The sequence below is a fragment of the Natronococcus amylolyticus DSM 10524 genome (genome assembly GCF_000337675.1).
Lineage (GTDB): Archaea > Halobacteriota > Halobacteria > Halobacteriales > Natrialbaceae > Natronococcus > Natronococcus amylolyticus.
Window position 1 is genome coordinate 119,025 of the sequence record NZ_AOIB01000036.1, and the last position, 17,898, is coordinate 136,922.

The following is a 17,898-nucleotide window of genomic DNA, read 5'->3' on the forward strand; positions in this document are numbered from 1 at the left end:
ACAGTTGCGACAGTTATACGTGGCTGAGTGTCCCCAATCCGGAACTGATCCGATCGGCTGACGGTCGTTTTGTCGATACCCTCGAGCAGCAAACATCACTCCCGACGTCTCTACCTCCTGTCCGGGGTGACACGGGATCGGAACTGGCCGTAGAGCCAAATAGCGATTCCGGACCGAGCAATTGTCGGTAGCGATAGTTGACAACGCGATTCTTCACCCAGGGTTTGGTGTGAAGTTCGCGTTCAGTACAGGTGAACAACGCATCAGCTCAGTCCGACCATCCCACCTGCAGTGGCGCGCGCTGTCGACGGGCCGAACGTCAGTGAGGACGGTCGACGATGCTGTGCGAGGTCTTCGCGAGTAACACGAGCGAATGGCTTGGCAGAGCTTGCTCTGCCAGTGGATGAGCGAGCGCAGCGAGTGAGCGTAGCGCGGAACCTACGGTTCCGCGGACCATGCGAACGGGCGCTGCGCGCCCGTGAGCAGAAATCGGTTGGGGAGGACGTGGCAATCCCGCGTGTTCGTGCGAGTAGAACCTGCTACTCGTCAGTATCACCCGAAAGCCCCTGGCCCGCTGGAGGGGCTGCGGCTCGCTGCGCGCTTCCCTCGCTCCGCTCAGTCCAGTGCTTACTTCGCCTCGCACCTCCAGCGGGCCAGCCCCTTTCAGTCCCACCCAACGGTGATTAGCCGGGGCTGCAGACTCGAGGACGAACATTCCATTCGCATACGCAATTACCGCGTTCGAGTCGGTTCAGCCGTCGTTCCGAATCCCGAGCTCGTACTCCGATCGATCAGTAGAGAAAGGTGTGCAGCGCCGAGAGCAGCTTTCGCTCGATCCGACGGAGGTGGTCGTCTACTGCTCGTCGGCTGATTCCCAGTTCGGCCCCGAGTTGCTCGCTCGTCGTCTCCCGGGGAATCTCGTAGTAGCCGCCCTCGATTGCCAGCGAGAGGACCTCGCGCTGGCGGGCCGTCAGCTCCGGCAGCGTCTCCTCGAGCGAAACCAGCGGGGACGACCGGGCGGGAACGCCGACCTCGCGTTTGCGCAGGACCTCGACGTCGAACCCGTCCTCGAGGAGAGCGGCGTAGAGATCGGTGAGGTTCTCGGGGTCGAGCGCGAGGATTCGACAGTGTTTCCGCCCGTCCTCGTACCGCAGCGGCGGGAGCAACAGGCAGTCGTGGGACTCGAGGTATCGTTCGATATGTGAGGTCTCGTGTCGCTTCAGACAGGAACCCGTAATGACGACCGTCTCGCCGTCCCCGCGGACGCAGTCCTCGATTCCGATATCTTCCCGGACCCGAGAGAGCACCGGCTCGGCCGACGAGCCGACGACGTAGAGGAGGTCCGCGTGGTCGTTACACCAGAGTTCGATCCGGCAGTCGGTCCCGTCGGTCGGCGCGGTGTAGGCGCTCGAGTCGGCGATAGCGACGGTCGCCTCGTACATGCATACCGATACGCAGCCGACCTATTATAAATCCACTTCCGTACGGAACACCGATGGTGTTGGTTCCCCGAACCGTGCTATCGGTATGGACAGCGACCGACGATCGACGCTCGGGGACGCCCCACCGAGCGACCAGTGGCAGGAGTACCGCGGCTCGCCGACGGGAACGGACCTCGAGTGTGCGGGCTGGCGTCAGGAGGCCGCCTTCCGGATGCTGAACAACAACCTCGATCCCGACGTCGCCGAGCGACCCGAGGACCTGGTCGTCTACGGCGGCACGGGGCGAGCAGCCCGGTCGTGGGACGCCTACGACGCGATCTGTGCCGAACTTCGGGAACTGGGCGACGAGGAGACCTTACTGGTTCAGTCGGGCAAACCCGTCGGCCGCTTCGAGACCCACGAGCGCGCCCCCCGAGTACTGATCGCGAACTCGAACCTCGTCGGCAACTGGGACGACTGGGAGCACTTCCACGAACTCGAGGCCGAGGGCAAGATCATGTACGGCCAGATGACTGCGGGCTCGTGGGCCTACATCGGCACCCAGGGGATCATCCAGGGCACCTACGAGACCCTCGCGGAGCTGTCGAGCCAGCACTACCCCGACACGGAGGGACTCGAGGGTACGATCGTCGTCACGGGCGGCCTCGGCGGGATGGGCGGCGCCCAGCCCCTCGCAGTGACGATGAACGGCGGCGTCTGCATCGCCGCCGAGGTCGACGAGTCGCGGATCGATCGGCGCCTCGAGACGGGCTACTGTCAGGAGAAGACCGACGACCTGGACGTAGCGATCGAGAACGCGAAAGCTGCTGCCGAGGCCGGCGAGCCCTACAGCATCGCCGTCCACACCAACGCCGCCGACATGCTCGAGGCGATGCTCGAGCGCGAGTTCCTCCCCGACGTCGTCACCGACCAGACCAGTGCCCACGACGAACTCGAGGGCTACTACCCCTCGGGCTACACGGTCGAAGCAGCCGACCAGCTCCGAGAGGACGACCCCGAGACGTACGTCGCCGAGAGTCTCGACACCATGGAACGCCACGTCGACGCCATTCTCGCGATCCAAGACGAGGGCGCGATCGCCGTCGAGTACGGCAACAACATTCGCGGACAGGTGCAGGAACACCGCGGCCACGAGTCGGCGTTCGACTTCCCCGGGTTCGTCCCCGCCTACATTCGGCCGCTGTTCTGTCGCGGGAAGGGACCGTTCCGCTGGGTTGCCCTCTCGGGCGACCCCGCCGACATCCACCGGACCGACGACGCCGTCCGCGAGCTGTTTCCCGCAAAGGACCACCTGCACCGCTGGATCGACCTCGCACAGGAGCAAGTCGAGTTTCAGGGCCTGCCCTCGAGGGTCTGCTGGCTCGGGTACAGCACCGACGGCGAGGGCGACGAGGGGCTCACCGAGCGCGCTCGCTTCGCCCTGCGGATCAACGACCTGGTCGCCGACGGCGAGATCTCGGCGCCGATCGTCGTCACGCGGGACCACCTCGATGCCGGCTCCGTCGCGAGCCCGAACCGCGAGACTGAGGCGATGCGCGACGGCACCGACGCCGTCGCCGACTGGCCGATCCTCAACGCCCTGCTCAACTGCGCGGCCGGCGCCGACATCGTCAGCGTCCACGACGGCGGCGGCGTCGGCATCGGCAACTCGCTGCACACGAACAACCACGTCGTGCTCGACGGTTCGGAACTCGCGGCCGAGAAGGCGAAACGGGTGTTCACCACCGATCCGGGGATGGGCGTGATCCGTCATGCAGACGCCGGCTACGAGGACGCGCTCGAGGAGGCCCGCGAGTCGAACGTCCACGTCCCGATGGCGGAGGGCGATCGCTCGTGAGCGGAACCGATCGGTTCGCGACCAACCCCGACTGGGCGTCGACCGGCGGCTGGGATGTCCTCGCGGGCGGCGACGCGAACGACGAACTGTTCGGCGACGTCGTCGAACGAGTCGCCCTCGAGACGGGCGACTACGAGGCCGTCCTCGTCGGCGAACCCTACGATGGCGCGGTCATCGGCCGACAGGGCGCCCGCGAGGGGCCGCCCGCGATCCGACGTTCGCTCGCCCGAACCAAGACCCACCACTTCGACGGTGGTCCCCTCGAGGGAGTCGCGGATCTCGGCGACGTCGCCTCACTGGTCGAGACGCTCGAGGACGAGGCAGGCGAGCCGGTGTCGGCGGTCCAGACCGAACTCCGCGAGACGACTCGGCTCGTCCACGAGCGCGACGCGCTCCCGGTCTTCCTCGGCGGCGACAACTCCCTGACCTACCCGAACGTCGCGCCGCTGCTCGAGTCGGGTACCGTCGGCGTCATCAACTTCGACGCCCACCTCGACGTCCGCGCGGTCGACGGCGAGCCCACGAGCGGGACGCCGTACCGACAGCTCCTCGAGGACGGCCTCGACGGCTACGCCTGCGTCGGCGCTCGACACTTCGAGACCTCCACCGCGTACCACGATTTCCTCCACGAGCGCGGGGGAGAGGTCGTTACCGCCGAAGAGGTGGGCGACGACGTCGTCGCGGCTGCGGATCGAGCTCTCGAGATCGTCGGCGACGTCGACGCCCTCTACGTCAGCGTCGACTGTGACGTCCTCGACGCGAGCGCTGCACCCGGCGTGAGCGCACCGACGCCGGGCGGACTGCGTACTCGGGAGCTGTTCCGACTGCTACGGCTGCTCGCGAGCGACGACCGGGTTGCCGGCTTCGAAATCGTCGAGTGCGCTCCGCCGCTGGATCGAGAGGGGCTGACGGCCGACGCGGCGGCTCGTGCGATCGCGCACTTCCTCGCGGGGTACATGGAGGGACGACGATGAGCGGGCCAGCCGAGGACGCCGACTCCAGGACGGACAGCGCGAACGGCGATACCTGCGTCGTCTACGGCATCGACGAACTCGTCGTCGGACCCTCGAGGAACGAGTCCGACGACACACCCCTCGAGATCCGCGAGGACGCCGCCCTCGTCGCGGTCGACGGCGAGGTCATCGCCGTCGGCTCGAGCGAGGACGTGACCCGCGAGTATCCGCCCGAGAACGCCGAGACGGCGATCGACGCCGACGGGCGGGCGGTCGTCCCCGGCTTCGTCGATCCCCACACGCACGCCGTCTTCGCCGGGGATCGGTCCGACGAGTTCGAGGCGAAGTTACGAGGGAAGGAGTACCAGGAGATCCTCGCCGAGGGCGGCGGCATCCTCCGGACCGTCCGAGCGGTCCGGGAGGCGAGCGACGACCAGTTAGTCGCGAACCTCACTGGGCACCTCGAGACGATGCTCGCCCACGGGACGACGACCGTCGAGGTCAAGTCGGGGTACGGACTCGACACCGAGACCGAACTTCGACAGCTCGAGGCGATCGACCGCGCCGACGCCGCCCAGCCGGTCGACCTCGTGGCGACGTTCATGGGCGCCCATGCGGTCCCCAATGACCGGGAGGCAGAGGGCTACGTCGACGAGGTCGTCGAGGAGCAGCTTCCCGCGATCGCCAACCAGGGGATCGCGACCTTTTGCGACGTCTTCTGCGAGGAGGGTGTCTTCGACGTCGCCCAGTCGCGACGGGTGCTCGAGGCGGGACTCGAACACGGCCTCACCCCGAAGGTCCACGCCGAGGAGTTCGTTCGCCTCGGCGGGGCGGAGCTTGCGGCCGAACTCGGTGCTGCGAGTGCCGACCACCTGCTGCACGCCAACGAGGACGACGTCGAGGCGCTAGTCGAGAACGGAGTCGTGCCCGTCCTGTTACCCGGAACCGCGTTCGGTCTCGGCGAGGCCTACGCCGACGCGCGGGCGTTCCTCGAGGCCGGCGCGCCCGTCGCGCTGGCGACCGATTTCAACCCGAACTGTCATTCGCGGAGTATGGAGTTCACGCAGACCCTCGGCGCGGTCGAGATGGGGATGACGCCCGCGGAGGCGCTGCTCGCGTCGACACACAGCGCCGCGCTGGCGCTCGACCTCGAGGACGGAACGGGGACGCTGCGGGAGGGTGCGCCGGCCGACGCCGTCGTGCTCGAGGCGCCGTCGTTCGCCCACCTCGCCTACCGGTTTGACACGACGGCCGTCGATGTGGTGGTCAAGGCCGGGGAGGTGGTCGTCGAATGACGGTCGCGAGTATCACAATGGCTCCGACCGCAACCACGCCGGGACCGATCGAACCGAAACCGCAGGAAAGCGCCTCAGTAAGTGATGACTTCGTAGCCGTCGCTGACGAGCGAGTGGATGCTCGGATGCCCCTCGTACTCGTCGGCCGGCTCGGCCTCGCTCGCCTCAACCTCGTCCTCGACGTCGTAGGCGCCCGCGCAGTAGTCACAGACCTGCGCGTGCTCGGCGACCTGCGCGTACAGCGCGTGGTAGTCGTGGTCCTCGTCCTCGAGTTCGCCGACCCACTGGGTGCCGGCGCCGTCGAAGAGGATCTCGACGTCGTCGCCGGCGTCGTCGAACTCCTTCGCTGTCTGGAGGGCGTTGACGACGCGGCCGAGGTCGGACGCCGATTCGGTTCCTGCGAGCACGACGATTGCTGCGTCTGGCATACGACCAGCACTCGGGAGTCCGCACGTATTTCCGTTGGGCGCTCGTGTGCGGGCCGCCCACTGGCGATGGCCGCGGGAGGTGGTCGCCGATGACCGTCGTGCTCGACGGCGAGTCGCTGTCCCCGGAGGACGTCGCCGCGGTGGCGCGCGACGATGCCCGGCTCGAGATCGACGAAGCGGCCCGAGAGCGACTCAGGGAGTCCCGCGCCCGCGTCGAGGACGTCATCGAGAGCGGCGAGGCCGTCTACGGGCTCAACACCGGATTCGGCGAGCTGGTCGACGAACGCATCCCGCCCGAGGAGATCGAACAGCTCCAGACGAACCTGCTGCGCAGCCACGCCGCCGGAGCGGGTCGCGAACTCGAGCGCGAGGAGGTCCGTGCGATGCTAGTCGCCCGGATCAACGCCCTCGTGACGGGCTACTCGGGGATTCGCGAAACCGTCGTCGACCACCTCGTCGCGATCTGTAACGAAGGGGTCCATCCGGTCGTCAGGTCCCGTGGCAGTCTCGGCGCCAGCGGCGACCTCGCGCCGCTCGCACACATGTCGCTGGTGCTGATCGGCGAGGGCGAAGCGGTCGTCGAGGGATCGAACGAGGAGGGCGGTAAGCGGTGCTCCGGCGCCGACGCCCTTGCCGAGATCGGCCTCGAGCCCCTCTCCCTGCAGCCCAAGGAGGGGCTCGCGCTCATCAACGGCACCCAGCTGACCGCCGGCCTGGCTGCGCTCGCGGTCGTCGACGGAGAACGGCTCGTGCGCGGTGCGGACGCGGCGGGCGCGCTGACGATCGAAACTTCCCTCGGAACGACGGCGACGGCCGCTCGAGCGATTCACGAGGCCCGGCCGCACACGGGCCAGCTCGAGAGTGCGCGCGAAGTTCGACGACTCACCGCCGGCAGCGAGATCGTCGAGGCCCACCGCAACTGCGACCGGGTGCAGGACGCCTACTCGCTGCGGTGTCTCCCGCAGGTTCACGGCGCCGTTCGGGACGCCCTGAGCCACCTTCGGGACGCCGTCTCCATCGAACTCAACAGCGCAACGGACAACCCACTGGTGTTCGCGGGCGACCGCGTCGACGACCGTGCGTCGGGCACCGAACGCGCGGCGATCCTCTCGGGCGGCAACTTCCACGGCGCGCCGCTGGCGCTGCGCCTCGAGTACGCCCGTCTCGCGCTGACCGACCTGGCGGCGATCAGCGAGCGACGGATCGACCGCCTGCTAAATCCCAACCTGCAGGAACCCCATCTCCCGCCGTTTCTCGCCGCCGACAGCGGCGTCGAGTCGGGGTATATGATCGCCCAGTACACCGCGGCGGCACTGCTCAACGAGCTGCGCTCGATTGGCGCCGCCTCCGCCGACAACACGCCAGTCAGCGGCGGCCAGGAGGATCACGTCAGCATGAGCGGCCAGTCCGCGCTCAACGCTCGGCGGGCCGTCGAGAACGCTACGCAGGTCGTCGCAGCCGAATTCGTCTGTGGCGCCCAGGCCGCCGACTACGTCGACGACGCCTTCGAGACCGACGAGCCGCTGTCGCTCGGCGTCGGGACGAGCGCCGTCTACGACTTGGTTCGGGAGGTCGTCCCGTCGCTCGAGGCGGATCGGCCGGTTCACACCGACGTCGATCGGGTCGCGACACTGCTCGAGCGAGGGCTGCTCGACGAGACGATCGAGCGCGCCACCGGCGACTCGCCGTCGATCGACGACGACTAATCGTCATAGACCGACGGCGCAACCCTCGTCCCGTCGGTCGATTTGCGCACTGTTATCCCGCTCGAGCACCTACCCGAACCCGCCTTCGTTGGTCGAAGGCACCGGCACGACGGGGACCGTTCGAAACACCACCACCTACCGTTTCCCTCGCCGCCGGTTTCTATACAGTGCCGCCGCTCTCCTCGAAGAGTTCGCCCAGAACCGTCTTCAGCCCCTTCCGGAGGTGCTGGTGCATCGTCGGCGGCGAGACGTCCATCGCCTCCGCGATCTCCTCGCCCGTACTCTCCCGTGGCCAGTCGAAGAAGCCGCTGTAGTAGGCCAGCCGAAGCGTCGTGAGCTGTCGGTCCGTCAGCTTACCGAACACGTCGTCGCGGCGCTCGGCGGCGGTTCTGACCGGGTGGTCGACTTCCCGACGCGCCTCGAGTTTGGTGTCCTCGTAGACGAACTTCAGCGCCTCGGCGACCTCGCGGACGTCGGCGTCTCGAGGGACTTCGATCAGAAGGGACGCGGAGCCGTTCTCGACGACGATGTCCCGGATCGTCGCACCGTGGTGGGCGAGCGTGCGGACGCCCGACTCCCCCATTCGGATCTCGAGCGTGCAGCTGTCGGTGCCGTCGTAGATGAGCCGACACTCCTCGATGGAGTCGTGATCCTCGGCCTCCTCGAGGACGGTTTCGCCGTCGAGCCCGTCGACGGTCACGTACTGGAAGATCCGACCGTCGGCGGTCGAGCCCGCCCACTCGAGCGCGATCGTACAGTCGTACTCCGTCGTCAGGTCGAACGCGAGCGTCTCGCCGCCGTCGATCCGGAACTCGAGTTCGAGGACGGTGTCGGAAAACAGCAGCTGGCGGTTCTTGACGGCACTGATGGTGAAGCCGGTCGTCTCGCCGAGTAGCTGGAACCCGCTTCGCTCGCTCTCGCTGAAGGTGTCGTTTCGGTTCGCGACGACGGCGAGGACGCCGTAGGTCGTCCCGCCGTGGCTGATCGGGACGACGACCGCCGCGTCGATCCCGTCCGCGCGGGCCGCCTCGCGAAGCTCCTCGGGAACCGAGTCGTCGCCGAGCACGTCGTCTATCACCTGAATCTCGCCGCTTCTGACGGCGTGCTGGGCCGGTCGCTGGTCCTCGGGGTCGCAGCTCTCGACGGCCTCGAGGTAGGTCTCGGCCGTCCCGGCGCCGGTCCGATACGAGAGTTCACCCTCGCCCGTCCGTTCGGCGATCCAGGCGCCGCAGTACAGCTCCGACTCGACGAGCTGTTCGCAGACCTTCCGTTCGATGGCCGCCTGGGTCGGCGCCTCGACGAGGGTCTCGATCACTTGCCGGACAACCTGATTGATCCGGTTGACCGTCTCGAGGCGGTCCTGACGGGATTGCAGCCGTCGTTCGCGTTGGGCCCGCTCGGTGATATCCCTGGCCAGCCAGACGACCGCGCGCTGGCCGTCGATCCGTCGCTCGATGGGGACGACCCGCGCCTCGTACCGGCGCCAGCCCTCGGTCGTATCGGCGCCGTACTCGATGGACTGAATCGCGCCGGTTTCGATCGCCCGCTCGAGACACGACTGCAGTCGTTCGGCGACGTCCGCGGGAAACACCGACTCGAGGGACTTGCCGACGAGTTCGCCGGCCGCAGTCGTGTACAGCGTCGCCGTATCCGGGCGAACCTTCGACTCGAGGTAGGTGCCGTCCTCCCCGATGACGAACGCCTCGTCGGGGAGCTCGTTCGCCAGGATGCGGTGGTACTCTGCGGTCTCGTCGGCCGGGAGCTCGGTGATCGCATCGATAATCCGGTTGACCTTCGCCTCGGGCTCGTCGGCCGTGACGTACTCGGTCGCACCCGCTCGCAGCGCCGCCGCTGCGGTGTGTTCGTCTCCCTTGGCGGGCGCAACGACGACCGGTGTCGCCTGGGTTGCCGACTGCACTCGAGCGAGAACGGACCGAATCGTCGCCGGATCGTCGGCCTCGAGGACGATTCCGGAGGGGACCTCGCCCTCACTGGCTGTCTCCCGGAGCGACTCGAGCGCTCGATCGGGGGGGATCGTTCGGACATCGAACGAAGCGACTGTCTCGATCGCCGCCGACAGTTCGCTATCGGGCGATTCGGTGATCAGGGCGACCGTGGCGTCGTTGGTTACGTCTTGCATGGCGTCTCGGTTCTCCACGCGGTTGCGTACTCGAAGAGAGTCATCGGGCAGCGATGTAAGTGCTTGCCATTCGCACCACTCATAGCCGGGAGAAGTCGTCTCGACCGACCACGATCGACGGCTCGGTCAGGAGAAGTCGAGCTGCGGGGATTTCGTCGGTTTAGAGTTCGCCCTGTTCCTTGAGATCCTCGATGATGTCGTCGACGAACGCCTCGGGGTTCTCGTAGGGGAAATCCCCGCCCGAGGTTTTGGTGTTGAGCTCCATCGCGGTCATCGAGAAGTCGCCCGATTCGAACTTCGTTCCGGGGCCGTTCGGGAGGGCCGGAACGAGGTCCATCGGGCTCGAGATGGGGTAGTCTGCGCCTTCGAACGCGTCGATCATCTGGTTACGGAGTTCGGATTCGTCTGCCATCGCGTCCCCCTATTGCGGATGATAAATAATAAACCTGTTGTGAACTCCAAGCAGCCGACTGCGCGTTCGTTTCTCGACGCCCGAAACAGTAATGAGTCGCCGGTATGAAGAGTTTCGGTATGGCGAAAGATACCGTCAGATATCCGGACGCGGTCGTCGATCAGATCGACGCCCTCGTCGACGACGGTATGTTCGAGAGCAAGTCCGAGTTCTACCGCTTCTCCGCGGAGTACGTGCTCACCCTCGTCGATCCGGACCACGACGTCGAGACGTTCAACTTCGACGAGATCAAGGCCGAACTCGACATCCCGGAGGAGACCGAGTCCGCCGCCGACGGCGGCACCCGCTTCCTCGAGGCGGTCATCACCGTCCGCAAACACGGACTCCGTGGCGACTACGAGGCGGCCGAGCAGTTCATCGATGACCACTACGAGCCGACCGAACAGGAGTGTCTCGTGCTCGAGGAGCTACTCGGCACCTATCGCACGTAGTCTCGTTACGTCTCGAACGGCGCACCCAGTTTCTCGAGTGCGACGTTCTCGGCGACCAGCGACGCGGCCCGATCCGCGGGGCGTCGTCCGCCCGTTCCGTCCTCGGCCGATCCGCCGTCGGGGCGGTTGATCCCCGCCGAGTCCGCGACGGCCTCGAGAAACGCCTCCCGAACGGGCGCCGAATCGAACAGTCCGTGGAGGTAGGTTCCCAGCACTGAGCCGCGAGCCGCGCCGGTCTCGCCGAGCGGTCGCTCGACCGCCTCGAGCGCCCGCGTGCGGCCGGCGTGGATCTCGTACCCCCGGGCCGTCGCGCCGTCGGCACCCGCGAGCAGCGGCGAGCCCGAGCCGTCGACGGTCACGGCGGTGCGCTCGAGGCGTTTTTCGGGTTCGAAACGAGTCTCGACCGAAAGCAGACCCAGCCCTTCGAGGACGTCCTCGTCGCCGACGCCCTCGAGCGCGGCGTTCGTGATCCGCTCGCCCAGTAGCTGGTAGCCGCCACAGAGGCCGACGACCGGGCCCGAGAACCGCTCGAGGGCCGGACCGACGGGCGACGCCCGGAGCGCCCGCAGGTCGTCGACGGTGTTTTTCGTTCCGGGGAGGACGACCGCGTCCGCGTCGGCCAGGGGATTCGGATCCACGTCCTCCCCGCTCTCCTCGAGGGGAACGAACTCGACCGAGACGCCGGGCTCGGCCGAAAGCGCCTCGAGGTCGGTCGCGTTCGAGAGCCGCGGAAGTCGAGGCACCGCGATCGTCAGTCGCCGCTCTGCGGGGACGCCGTCGTCGTCGCCGAGAACGCCCCGCTCGCCCGGTCCTGGCAGTCCGACGCTGTCCTCCTCGGGCAGCCCTGGATCGTCGTAGGGGAGCACGCCAAGGATCGGAACCCCGGTTCGGGACTCGATCTCCTCAATGCCGGGCTCGAGCAGCGCGGGATCGCCCCGGAACTTCGTGATAACGGCGCCGACGACCCGTTCGCGGATATCGTCGGGCAGCAGTTCGATCGTGCCATAGAGGCTCGCGAAGGCCCCGCCGCGCTCGATGTCGACCAGTAGGAGAACGTCGGCGTTGGCGAAGCGGGCTGTCTCGAGGTTCGCCAGATCCCGATCGTGGAGGTTGATCTCGGCGATGCTGCCCGCACCCTCGGCGACGATCACGTCGTGGTCGGCGGCCAGTCGGCGGTGAGCCGCGACGGCCGCCTCGCGGGCCTCGTGCCAGTATTCCTCGTAGTAACTGCCTGCGGGAACGTGCTCGCGGGCCCGACCCTCGACGACGAGCTGGCTCTCGCCGTCCCCGCGGGGCTTGAGCAGAACGGGGTTGCAGTCGGTCGTCGGCGCGATTCGTGCCGCTCGAGCCTGAACGAACTGGGAGACGCCGATCTCGCCCCATCGGTCGTTCCCGTCGCTCGTCCCGTCTCCGTCCGAGTCGTCGTTCGTCTCCGGACGGACCACGACCCGGGCGTTGTTACTCATGTTCTGTGCCTTGTATGGCGCGACCGAGACGCCCCGGTCGGTAAGGTGTCGACAGAGGCCCGCGACCACGGTCGACTTGCCGACGTGGCTCGCGGTGCCGGCGACGAGAAGCGTCCGCGTCATTGCTCCGAACTCGAGCGGGGCAGGGTATCGTCCTGTTGGTTCGAGCGATTACTCCTCGCTGTCCTCGTCGGCTTCCTCCCCGCGGTGTCCGCTGCCGTCGAAGGTGACCTCTTCCTCCGGATGTGGCTCGATGTGGCTCAGGATCTCGTGGGGAACGTAGCCGATGTTGTACCCCTCCTCGTTGTGGAGGACGACACCCTGTTCGTACTCCCGGAAGTCGAAGCAGTTGATCTCCTCGTAGGCGTTGCCCGGTTTGTAGACGACCTTCATACGTCTCACATTGCACGGGTTTCGGGTTTTCCCTCCCCTTGCAGTCGAAAGGCGCTTTCGACGCTTCTGACAGGTTCTCGAATTGACGGGATCGAATCCGATCAGTGACTGCCGTTCTGACCCGTACGGATTATTGGAAGTCGTCTCCCGCACAACCGCGGGCCATCTCGCGGTTACGCCGGTAGATCGTTTCGGCAGACCGTCTCACCCCTCGAGGAACGACTCGACCTCTCGAAGCAGCTGGTCGCGGTCGTCGATGAGCGGCGAGTGGCCACAGCCCGCCAGCTCGACGAACGTCGCGGTCTCACCAAGGTCCGCGAGCGTCTCCTCGATCATCGCCTCGGTGATGACCAGGTCGTCCTCGCCGCGCAGGACGAGGGTGTCGGCCTCGACGTCGGAGGCCCGTCCGGAGCCCTCCACGATGCCGTTGTGCTCGTCGCTCATGTTGAACCGCGTGAGGGCGTAGTCGACGTCGACGAGGTTTCGCTGGGTGAACATGTCCGCGACGTACTCGTCGTAGCGCTCGGGGTCGGGTTCGTCGTTGACGTAGATGAGCTGGTTCCAGATCGCTTTCATCGTCGCCACGTCCTCGCGCTCGTAGGCCTCGAGGACGGGCGCGACCTGGACGGGGTCGGCTGCGATCTCCTCGCGAGTCGTCAGCACCTCGTCGGTCGGATTCCCGTTCTCGTCCTTTCGGTAGATCGGGTAGCCGCGCGTGCTGGCGGGCGCGAGCAGAACGAGTTTTCGTACTCGGTCGGGATGGGTCGCGGCGTACTCCATCGCGACCCCGCCGCCGGTCGACCACCCCCAGAGGTGGAACCGCTCGAGGCCGAGTTCGTCGACGAACAGCGCGAGGTCCCCCGCGAAGTCCGCGAGCGAGTCGATCGGCTCCTCGTAGCTCGACTCGCCGAACCCGCGCATGTCCATCGCGTACAGCGCGTAGCGGTCGTCCATCGCCTCGAGGACGACGTCCCAGTGTTTCGAGGAGGTCATGTTGCCGTGTAACAGGACGACCGGAATCGACCCGCCGTCGCGTTCGCGGTAGCCGATCGTCTCGCCGTTCGGGAGGTCGACGGTCTCGAGGGTGACTGTCATATGCTGCTACTGTGCGATCGACAACATAAGTACACTGGCGGCGCTCGAGGAGGCGGCGTCGTTATTACGATTCATAGTCCCGTGCGATCGGCAGACGGCGAGGGCTCAGTACTCCGTTCCCTGCCGCGCGCGCTGGCCGTCCTCGATCGGATGGCGAACCTTCCGGACGTTCGTGATCAGGTCCGCGCGGTCCTCGAGGTACGTCGGTTCCTCGTGGCTGCCCGACAACACCAGCTCGAGGTCGTCGGGTTTGGCGTCGATCAGCTCGCGGACGTCGTCCTCGCCGATCAGCCCGCGGTCGGCTGCGTACAGCACCTCGTCGAGGATCAGCATATGGACCCCCGACTCGGGATCGGCTGCGAGGTCAAGCGGTGCCGAGAGGTCGGCGTCGTCTGCCGCCGCGAGTAGCTCGCGGGCGCGTTCGAGGCCCGCTTCGGCCTCCGCCTGGTGGTCGGCGTCCTCGCTGCCGTCGGCCATCCCGTGCCAGCCGTAGTGACCGAGGTTCTCGTAGCTCATCCCCGGCAGCGCCTCGATCGCGTTGTACTCGCCGCGAACGGCGTCGACGCTCGAGGCGCCGCCCTTCATGAACTGAAGCAGGTGGACGCGGTAGCCGTGGCCGGCCGCACGCATTCCCATCCCGAGCGCGGCGGTCGTCTTCCCCTTCCCGTCGCCCCACCAGACCTGGACGAGCCCGAACTCCTCGGGCGCCGCGGGTTCGATGCGTTCGGCTTCGGGAGTTCGACCCCCTCCCGGCGTGCTCTCGAGAACGTTCTCAGAGTCGTCGCTCATACGCTGGCTCTGGAGCGCCGGCTACATGTAGCTACCACATCCAGGATAGCCGACCAAACGTGTCTTTAGGCTTCGCTTCCAAGTCGGGTGTACCCGTATGCCACTCGAGTTCTCCTCGTCGGACGACGCCCCTTCGCGCGAGCACGTCTTCGGCGTGCTAACCGACGACGACTGTCGGGCGATCATCGCGACGCTCGAGGAGCCACGGACGGTCGCGGAGACCGCCGAGGAGATCGACCGTCCCCTCTCGACGACCTACCGGAAGCTCGATCGACTGACCGAGGCAGGACTGGTCAGGGAGACGGTCGGGGTCGGCCGGAGCCGAAGCCGAAAATCCCGGTACGTCGCGGACTTCGATCGGGTCGCGATCGGGCTCGACGACGACCGATCGCTCCGCGTCGACGTCGAGAACTCGAGCAACCCGCTGGTTGGCCTCTGGACGCAGGATTCGTAAACCGATCGAGTACCGTTTCGAACGACTTCGGAGAGAGTCATCGCTCGCCCGAGACCACTCGCCCGTCGCGGAGCGTGACCACTCGGTCGGCCACGGCGAGGGTCTCGGCGTCGTGAGAGGCGACCAGCGTCGCCCGGCCCCGGCCGATATCGGTCAGCGCCTCGAGCACCGTCTCGCCGGTTGCAGTATCTAGCTCGCCGGTCGGCTCGTCGGCGACGATCACGTCGGGATCGGTCGCCAGCGCCCGCGCGATCGCGACCCGCTGTCGCTCGCCCCCGCTCAGTTCGCCCGGGAGGTGCGTTACCCGGTTCTCGAGGCCGACCCGCTCGAGCAGTCGCCTCGCTCGCTCGCGACGTCGCCCCTTCGGAACGCCGGCCTGCACCAGCGGAAGCGCGACGTTCGCCCGCGCGGACAGCGCGGGGAGGAGGTGAAACCGCTGGAAGACGATCCCGACGCGTTCGCGCCGGAGACGGGTCCGCCGCCGGTCCGACAGCGCCGCCACATCGGTTCCGTGTAGCGCGACCGTCCCCGCCGTCGGCACCAACAGCCCGGCGACGGCGTGGAGGATCGTCGACTTCCCGCTCCCGCTCGGTCCCTCGAGGCCGACGATCTCGCCGGCCTCGACCGACAGTGAGACGTCCTCGAGTGCCGTCACCGTTCGATCCGACCGGGAGCGGAATCCGCCCCCGCTCCCGGTCCCGTACTCGTGGCTCACGCCCTCGAGCCGAACGGCCGCCGTCGGTTCGCTCTCATCGGCGCGGTTCGGTGTCGGTGACGCGGTCTCTCGAAGCGCTCGGTTGCTGATCGTCACGGAGTTTCGTCGGAGTCGACGGCGCCGCGGCGCATTGTTTCGGTGCGGTTTCTGTATCGCAAGGAGTGGTTTACGACTCGGCGTCCGACTCGATCTCCGTACCGGCCACCGGACGGACGGTGGCACCGCTCTCCGGTGTTTGAGCGGACAGCCGCCGGTATCGAGCCGAAGGCTCCCCCTACTCGTTGAGACGAGTGGCTTCGAGAACGGAACGGGCGGACGCGACGCTACGGGCTGTAGCCCGGCGACTGGACCTCGATCGTCTCGGAGACGTTCTCGAGCTGCTCGCCGATGGTCGCCACGAAGTCATCGACTGGCCGTGCGGTTACGACGTCTTCCGGACCGAGTTTGTCGACTGGCATATGGGTCGACTCACGCCGCCAGTCCTTGTGACGCCACGGCATTCGAGTAGGCGCAAGACCGACGCGGTACGGTGCGGCTGGCGGCCCTCTGTTTCCGGCGGCTGACCGGCGAGATACGTCGGATCGGACGGCCGGATGCTGCGGGGGTAGTGCTTACGGTTGGTGGGTGCCTAGCCGAACCATGCGAGTCCCAAAACAGCTCCGAGACGGTCACACCGAGGATGCGGTCGTCCGCGAAATCGAGGACGAGAACGGCAACGTGATCACCGTCGACTTCGGCTCCGACGCCGCCGACATGTCCGTCGACGTCGTCGACGAGACGGTGATCGTCGTCATGGACAATCGGCAGTTCCAGTTCGATCTGCCCGCCGGCGCGACCGAGGTGTCCGCGAACAACGGGATCCTAACGATCTCCGAGTGACGGGCTGCGGACGGTCGGCGTCTCCCCGAGCGACCGCGTCGCTCGAGTTTCATACGGTTTACTGGAGCCATTTCCGGCGTAACCGCGACCGGGCGGCGGTTACGCCGGCAAATCGGTACAGCAATCCGTATCAGTTCTCGGGCGTCGCCTTCGCGGCGAACTTTTCACGGACCTTCTCGACCTTCGGCGCCGCGTGCATCGAGCAGTAGGCGTCGTTGGGATTCTTCTCGAAGTAGTTCTGATGGTACTCCTCGGCCTCGTAAAAGGTGTCGAGCGGCTCGATCTCGGTGACGATCCCCTCGTAGAGCCCCTCCTTTTCGAGCTCCTCGGCGAAGGCTCGAGCGGTCTCGAGCTGGTTGTCGTCGTGGGCGTAGATCGCCGAGCGGTACTGGCTGCCGATGTCGGGACCCTCGCGGTCCTTCGTGGTCGGGTCGTGGATCGTAAAGAAGACCTCAAGCAGGTCCTCGTAGGCGACCGTCTCGGGATCGTACTCGAGCTGGACGACCTCCGCGTGGCCCGTCGACCCCGAACAGACCGCCCTGTAGGTCGGGTTCTCGGTGTGACCGCCGGCGTACCCCGAGGTCACGGATTCGACGCCCTCGAGCTGCTCGAAGGCCGCTTCGACACACCAGAAACAGCCGCCGCCGAACGTGGCTCGTTCCATGGACGGTCGTAGGGAACGAGCGCGCAAAGACCTGACGGGACCCCGTTAGCGCTCGGCCGTCCGCCAGGTCAGCAGCGCTCCCTCGCCGACGCGCTCGAGGCCCTCGAGCTCGAGGGTGGGAAACTCCGCGACGAACCCCTCGCCGTCGGCCAGCGTCGGGGCGTCCCGTCCGCCGATGACCTTCGGGCCGACGAACACCCGCAGTTCGTCGACGAGCCCGACCTCGAACAGCGAGAAGATGAGTTCGCCCCCGCCCTCGACCATGATCCGATCGAGGCCCTGGCCCTGCAGCGTCGCGAACGTCCGGAGGAGGTCGACGCGGTCGTCGCCGGCCGTGATCAACTCGGCGCGATTCGAGAGGTCCATTCGGTCGTCGATCGTCGCCCGCTCGCTCGTACAGACGTAGGTTGTCGCGGCATCGTCGAGGACGGCCGCGTCCAGCGGGGTCCGCCCTGTCGAGTCGACGACCACGCGGGCGGGGTGCGCGGGCTCGCCGCGGTCGCGTCGGTCGGCGATCAGCGACTCCTCTTTGACGGTGAGGTGGGGGTCGTCGGCAAGGACGGTGCCGACGCCGACGACGACGGCGTCGCTGTCGGCCCGGAGGCGGTCCATCCGCGCGAAGTCCTCGTCGCCGCTGATGGCGATCTGTTCGCGGCGTCTCGAGGAGAGCTTCCCGTCCGCGCTCATGGCGGCGTTGACGACGACGTGCATACCTCCTGTGGGAGGCGGCTCCTAAAGA

General features: G+C 67.1%; 19 protein-coding genes. 7 read left to right on the forward strand and 12 right to left on the reverse strand.

Annotated elements, in window-relative coordinates:
* Positions 1-791 precede the first annotated feature (791 nt).
* Complete coding sequence (locus tag C491_RS17930; protein WP_005558933.1) at positions 792-1,442, reverse strand: helix-turn-helix domain-containing protein; 651 nt, start codon at positions 1,440-1,442, stop codon at positions 792-794.
* An 85-nt stretch (positions 1,443-1,527) separates the two neighbouring features.
* On the opposite strand from C491_RS17930, the gene hutU reads away from it, so the two are divergent.
* From hutU to hutI, 3 genes are read left to right on the forward strand one after another with little or no spacing between them, the layout of a single operon-like run.
* The gene (hutU, locus tag C491_RS17935; protein WP_005558935.1) at positions 1,528-3,279 is read left to right on the forward strand and encodes a urocanate hydratase; all 1,752 of its coding nucleotides are present in this window, start codon (positions 1,528-1,530) and stop codon (positions 3,277-3,279) included.
* The gene (gene hutG / locus C491_RS17940; RefSeq protein ID WP_005558937.1) at positions 3,276-4,253 is read left to right on the forward strand and encodes a formimidoylglutamase; all 978 of its coding nucleotides are present in this window, start codon (positions 3,276-3,278) and stop codon (positions 4,251-4,253) included. Before hutU ends, hutG begins: the two co-directional genes overlap by 4 nt.
* Positions 4,250-5,527: an imidazolonepropionase gene (hutI, locus tag C491_RS17945; RefSeq protein ID WP_005558939.1), complete on the forward strand. Its 1,278-nt coding sequence runs from the start codon at positions 4,250-4,252 to the stop codon at positions 5,525-5,527. The genes hutG and hutI overlap by 4 nt, the downstream gene beginning before the upstream one ends.
* A 74-nt stretch (positions 5,528-5,601) precedes the next feature.
* Here hutI and C491_RS17950 read toward each other — a convergent pair whose 3' ends face one another.
* Positions 5,602-5,955 carry a DsrE family protein gene (locus tag C491_RS17950; protein WP_005558940.1) on the reverse strand — a complete coding sequence of 118 codons (354 nt, stop codon included), beginning with the start codon at positions 5,953-5,955 and terminating at the stop codon, positions 5,602-5,604.
* Between the two features lie 89 nt (positions 5,956-6,044).
* Between C491_RS17950 and hutH the strand changes: the two genes are divergently transcribed.
* Complete coding sequence (gene hutH, locus C491_RS17955; protein WP_005558942.1) at positions 6,045-7,661, forward strand: histidine ammonia-lyase; 1,617 nt, start codon at positions 6,045-6,047, stop codon at positions 7,659-7,661.
* A gap of 160 nt (positions 7,662-7,821) precedes the next feature.
* Here the strand turns inward: hutH and C491_RS17960 are convergent, their stop codons facing one another.
* Positions 7,822-9,801 (reverse strand): bacterio-opsin activator domain-containing protein, encoded by a 1,980-nt coding sequence (locus C491_RS17960; RefSeq protein WP_049892296.1) that lies wholly within the window; start codon positions 9,799-9,801, stop codon positions 7,822-7,824.
* 160 nt (positions 9,802-9,961) lie between these two features.
* On the reverse strand, positions 9,962-10,213 hold the full coding sequence (locus tag C491_RS17965) for an MTH865 family protein (RefSeq protein ID WP_005558947.1): 252 nt from the start codon (positions 10,211-10,213) through the stop codon (positions 9,962-9,964).
* A 119-nt stretch (positions 10,214-10,332) separates the two neighbouring features.
* Here C491_RS17965 and C491_RS17970 point away from each other — a divergent pair, with 119 nt between their 5' ends.
* The gene (locus tag C491_RS17970; RefSeq protein ID WP_049892328.1) at positions 10,333-10,704 is read left to right on the forward strand and encodes a CopG family transcriptional regulator; all 372 of its coding nucleotides are present in this window, start codon (positions 10,333-10,335) and stop codon (positions 10,702-10,704) included.
* Between the two features lie 5 nt (positions 10,705-10,709).
* Here the strand turns inward: C491_RS17970 and C491_RS17975 are convergent, their stop codons facing one another.
* The 4 genes from C491_RS17975 to C491_RS17990 form a co-directional block, all read right to left on the reverse strand.
* Positions 10,710-12,293 carry a cobyric acid synthase gene (locus tag C491_RS17975; RefSeq protein ID WP_005558951.1) on the reverse strand — a complete coding sequence of 528 codons (1,584 nt, stop codon included), beginning with the start codon at positions 12,291-12,293 and terminating at the stop codon, positions 10,710-10,712.
* A gap of 48 nt (positions 12,294-12,341) precedes the next feature.
* Positions 12,342-12,563: a hypothetical protein gene (locus tag C491_RS17980; RefSeq protein ID WP_005558953.1), complete on the reverse strand. Its 222-nt coding sequence runs from the start codon at positions 12,561-12,563 to the stop codon at positions 12,342-12,344.
* Between the two features lie 204 nt (positions 12,564-12,767).
* Positions 12,768-13,658 (reverse strand): intracellular short-chain-length polyhydroxyalkanoate depolymerase, encoded by an 891-nt coding sequence (phaZ, locus tag C491_RS17985; protein ID WP_005558955.1) that lies wholly within the window; start codon positions 13,656-13,658, stop codon positions 12,768-12,770.
* 105 nt (positions 13,659-13,763) lie between these two features.
* Entirely contained in the window at positions 13,764-14,447 is a 684-nt protein-coding gene (locus C491_RS17990) for a cob(I)yrinic acid a,c-diamide adenosyltransferase (RefSeq protein ID WP_005558957.1), read from the reverse strand.
* Between the two features lie 97 nt (positions 14,448-14,544).
* On the opposite strand from C491_RS17990, the gene C491_RS17995 reads away from it, so the two are divergent.
* Complete coding sequence (locus C491_RS17995) at positions 14,545-14,901, forward strand: winged helix-turn-helix domain-containing protein (protein WP_005558959.1); 357 nt, start codon at positions 14,545-14,547, stop codon at positions 14,899-14,901.
* A 37-nt stretch (positions 14,902-14,938) separates the two neighbouring features.
* On the opposite strand, the gene C491_RS18000 is transcribed toward C491_RS17995, so the two are convergent.
* Together C491_RS18000 and C491_RS24060 are read right to left on the reverse strand one after the other, a co-directional pair.
* Positions 14,939-15,712, reverse strand: a complete 774-nt coding sequence (locus C491_RS18000; protein ID WP_005558961.1) for an ABC transporter ATP-binding protein — start codon at positions 15,710-15,712, stop codon at positions 14,939-14,941.
* A gap of 227 nt (positions 15,713-15,939) precedes the next feature.
* Positions 15,940-16,074, reverse strand: a complete 135-nt coding sequence (locus C491_RS24060) for a hypothetical protein (protein ID WP_005558962.1) — start codon at positions 16,072-16,074, stop codon at positions 15,940-15,942.
* A gap of 181 nt (positions 16,075-16,255) precedes the next feature.
* On the opposite strand from C491_RS24060, the gene C491_RS18005 reads away from it, so the two are divergent.
* Positions 16,256-16,495 carry a DUF7127 family protein gene (locus C491_RS18005; protein WP_005558964.1) on the forward strand — a complete coding sequence of 80 codons (240 nt, stop codon included), beginning with the start codon at positions 16,256-16,258 and terminating at the stop codon, positions 16,493-16,495.
* Positions 16,496-16,625: 130 nt separating this feature from the next.
* On the opposite strand, the gene msrA is transcribed toward C491_RS18005, so the two are convergent.
* Positions 16,626-17,159: a peptide-methionine (S)-S-oxide reductase MsrA gene (gene msrA / locus C491_RS18010; RefSeq protein WP_005558966.1), complete on the reverse strand. Its 534-nt coding sequence runs from the start codon at positions 17,157-17,159 to the stop codon at positions 16,626-16,628.
* A gap of 45 nt (positions 17,160-17,204) precedes the next feature.
* Positions 17,205-17,870 (reverse strand): 2,5-diamino-6-(ribosylamino)-4(3H)-pyrimidinone 5'-phosphate reductase, encoded by a 666-nt coding sequence (locus C491_RS18015; protein WP_005558969.1) that lies wholly within the window; start codon positions 17,868-17,870, stop codon positions 17,205-17,207.
* Positions 17,871-17,898: the final 28 nt, after the last annotated feature.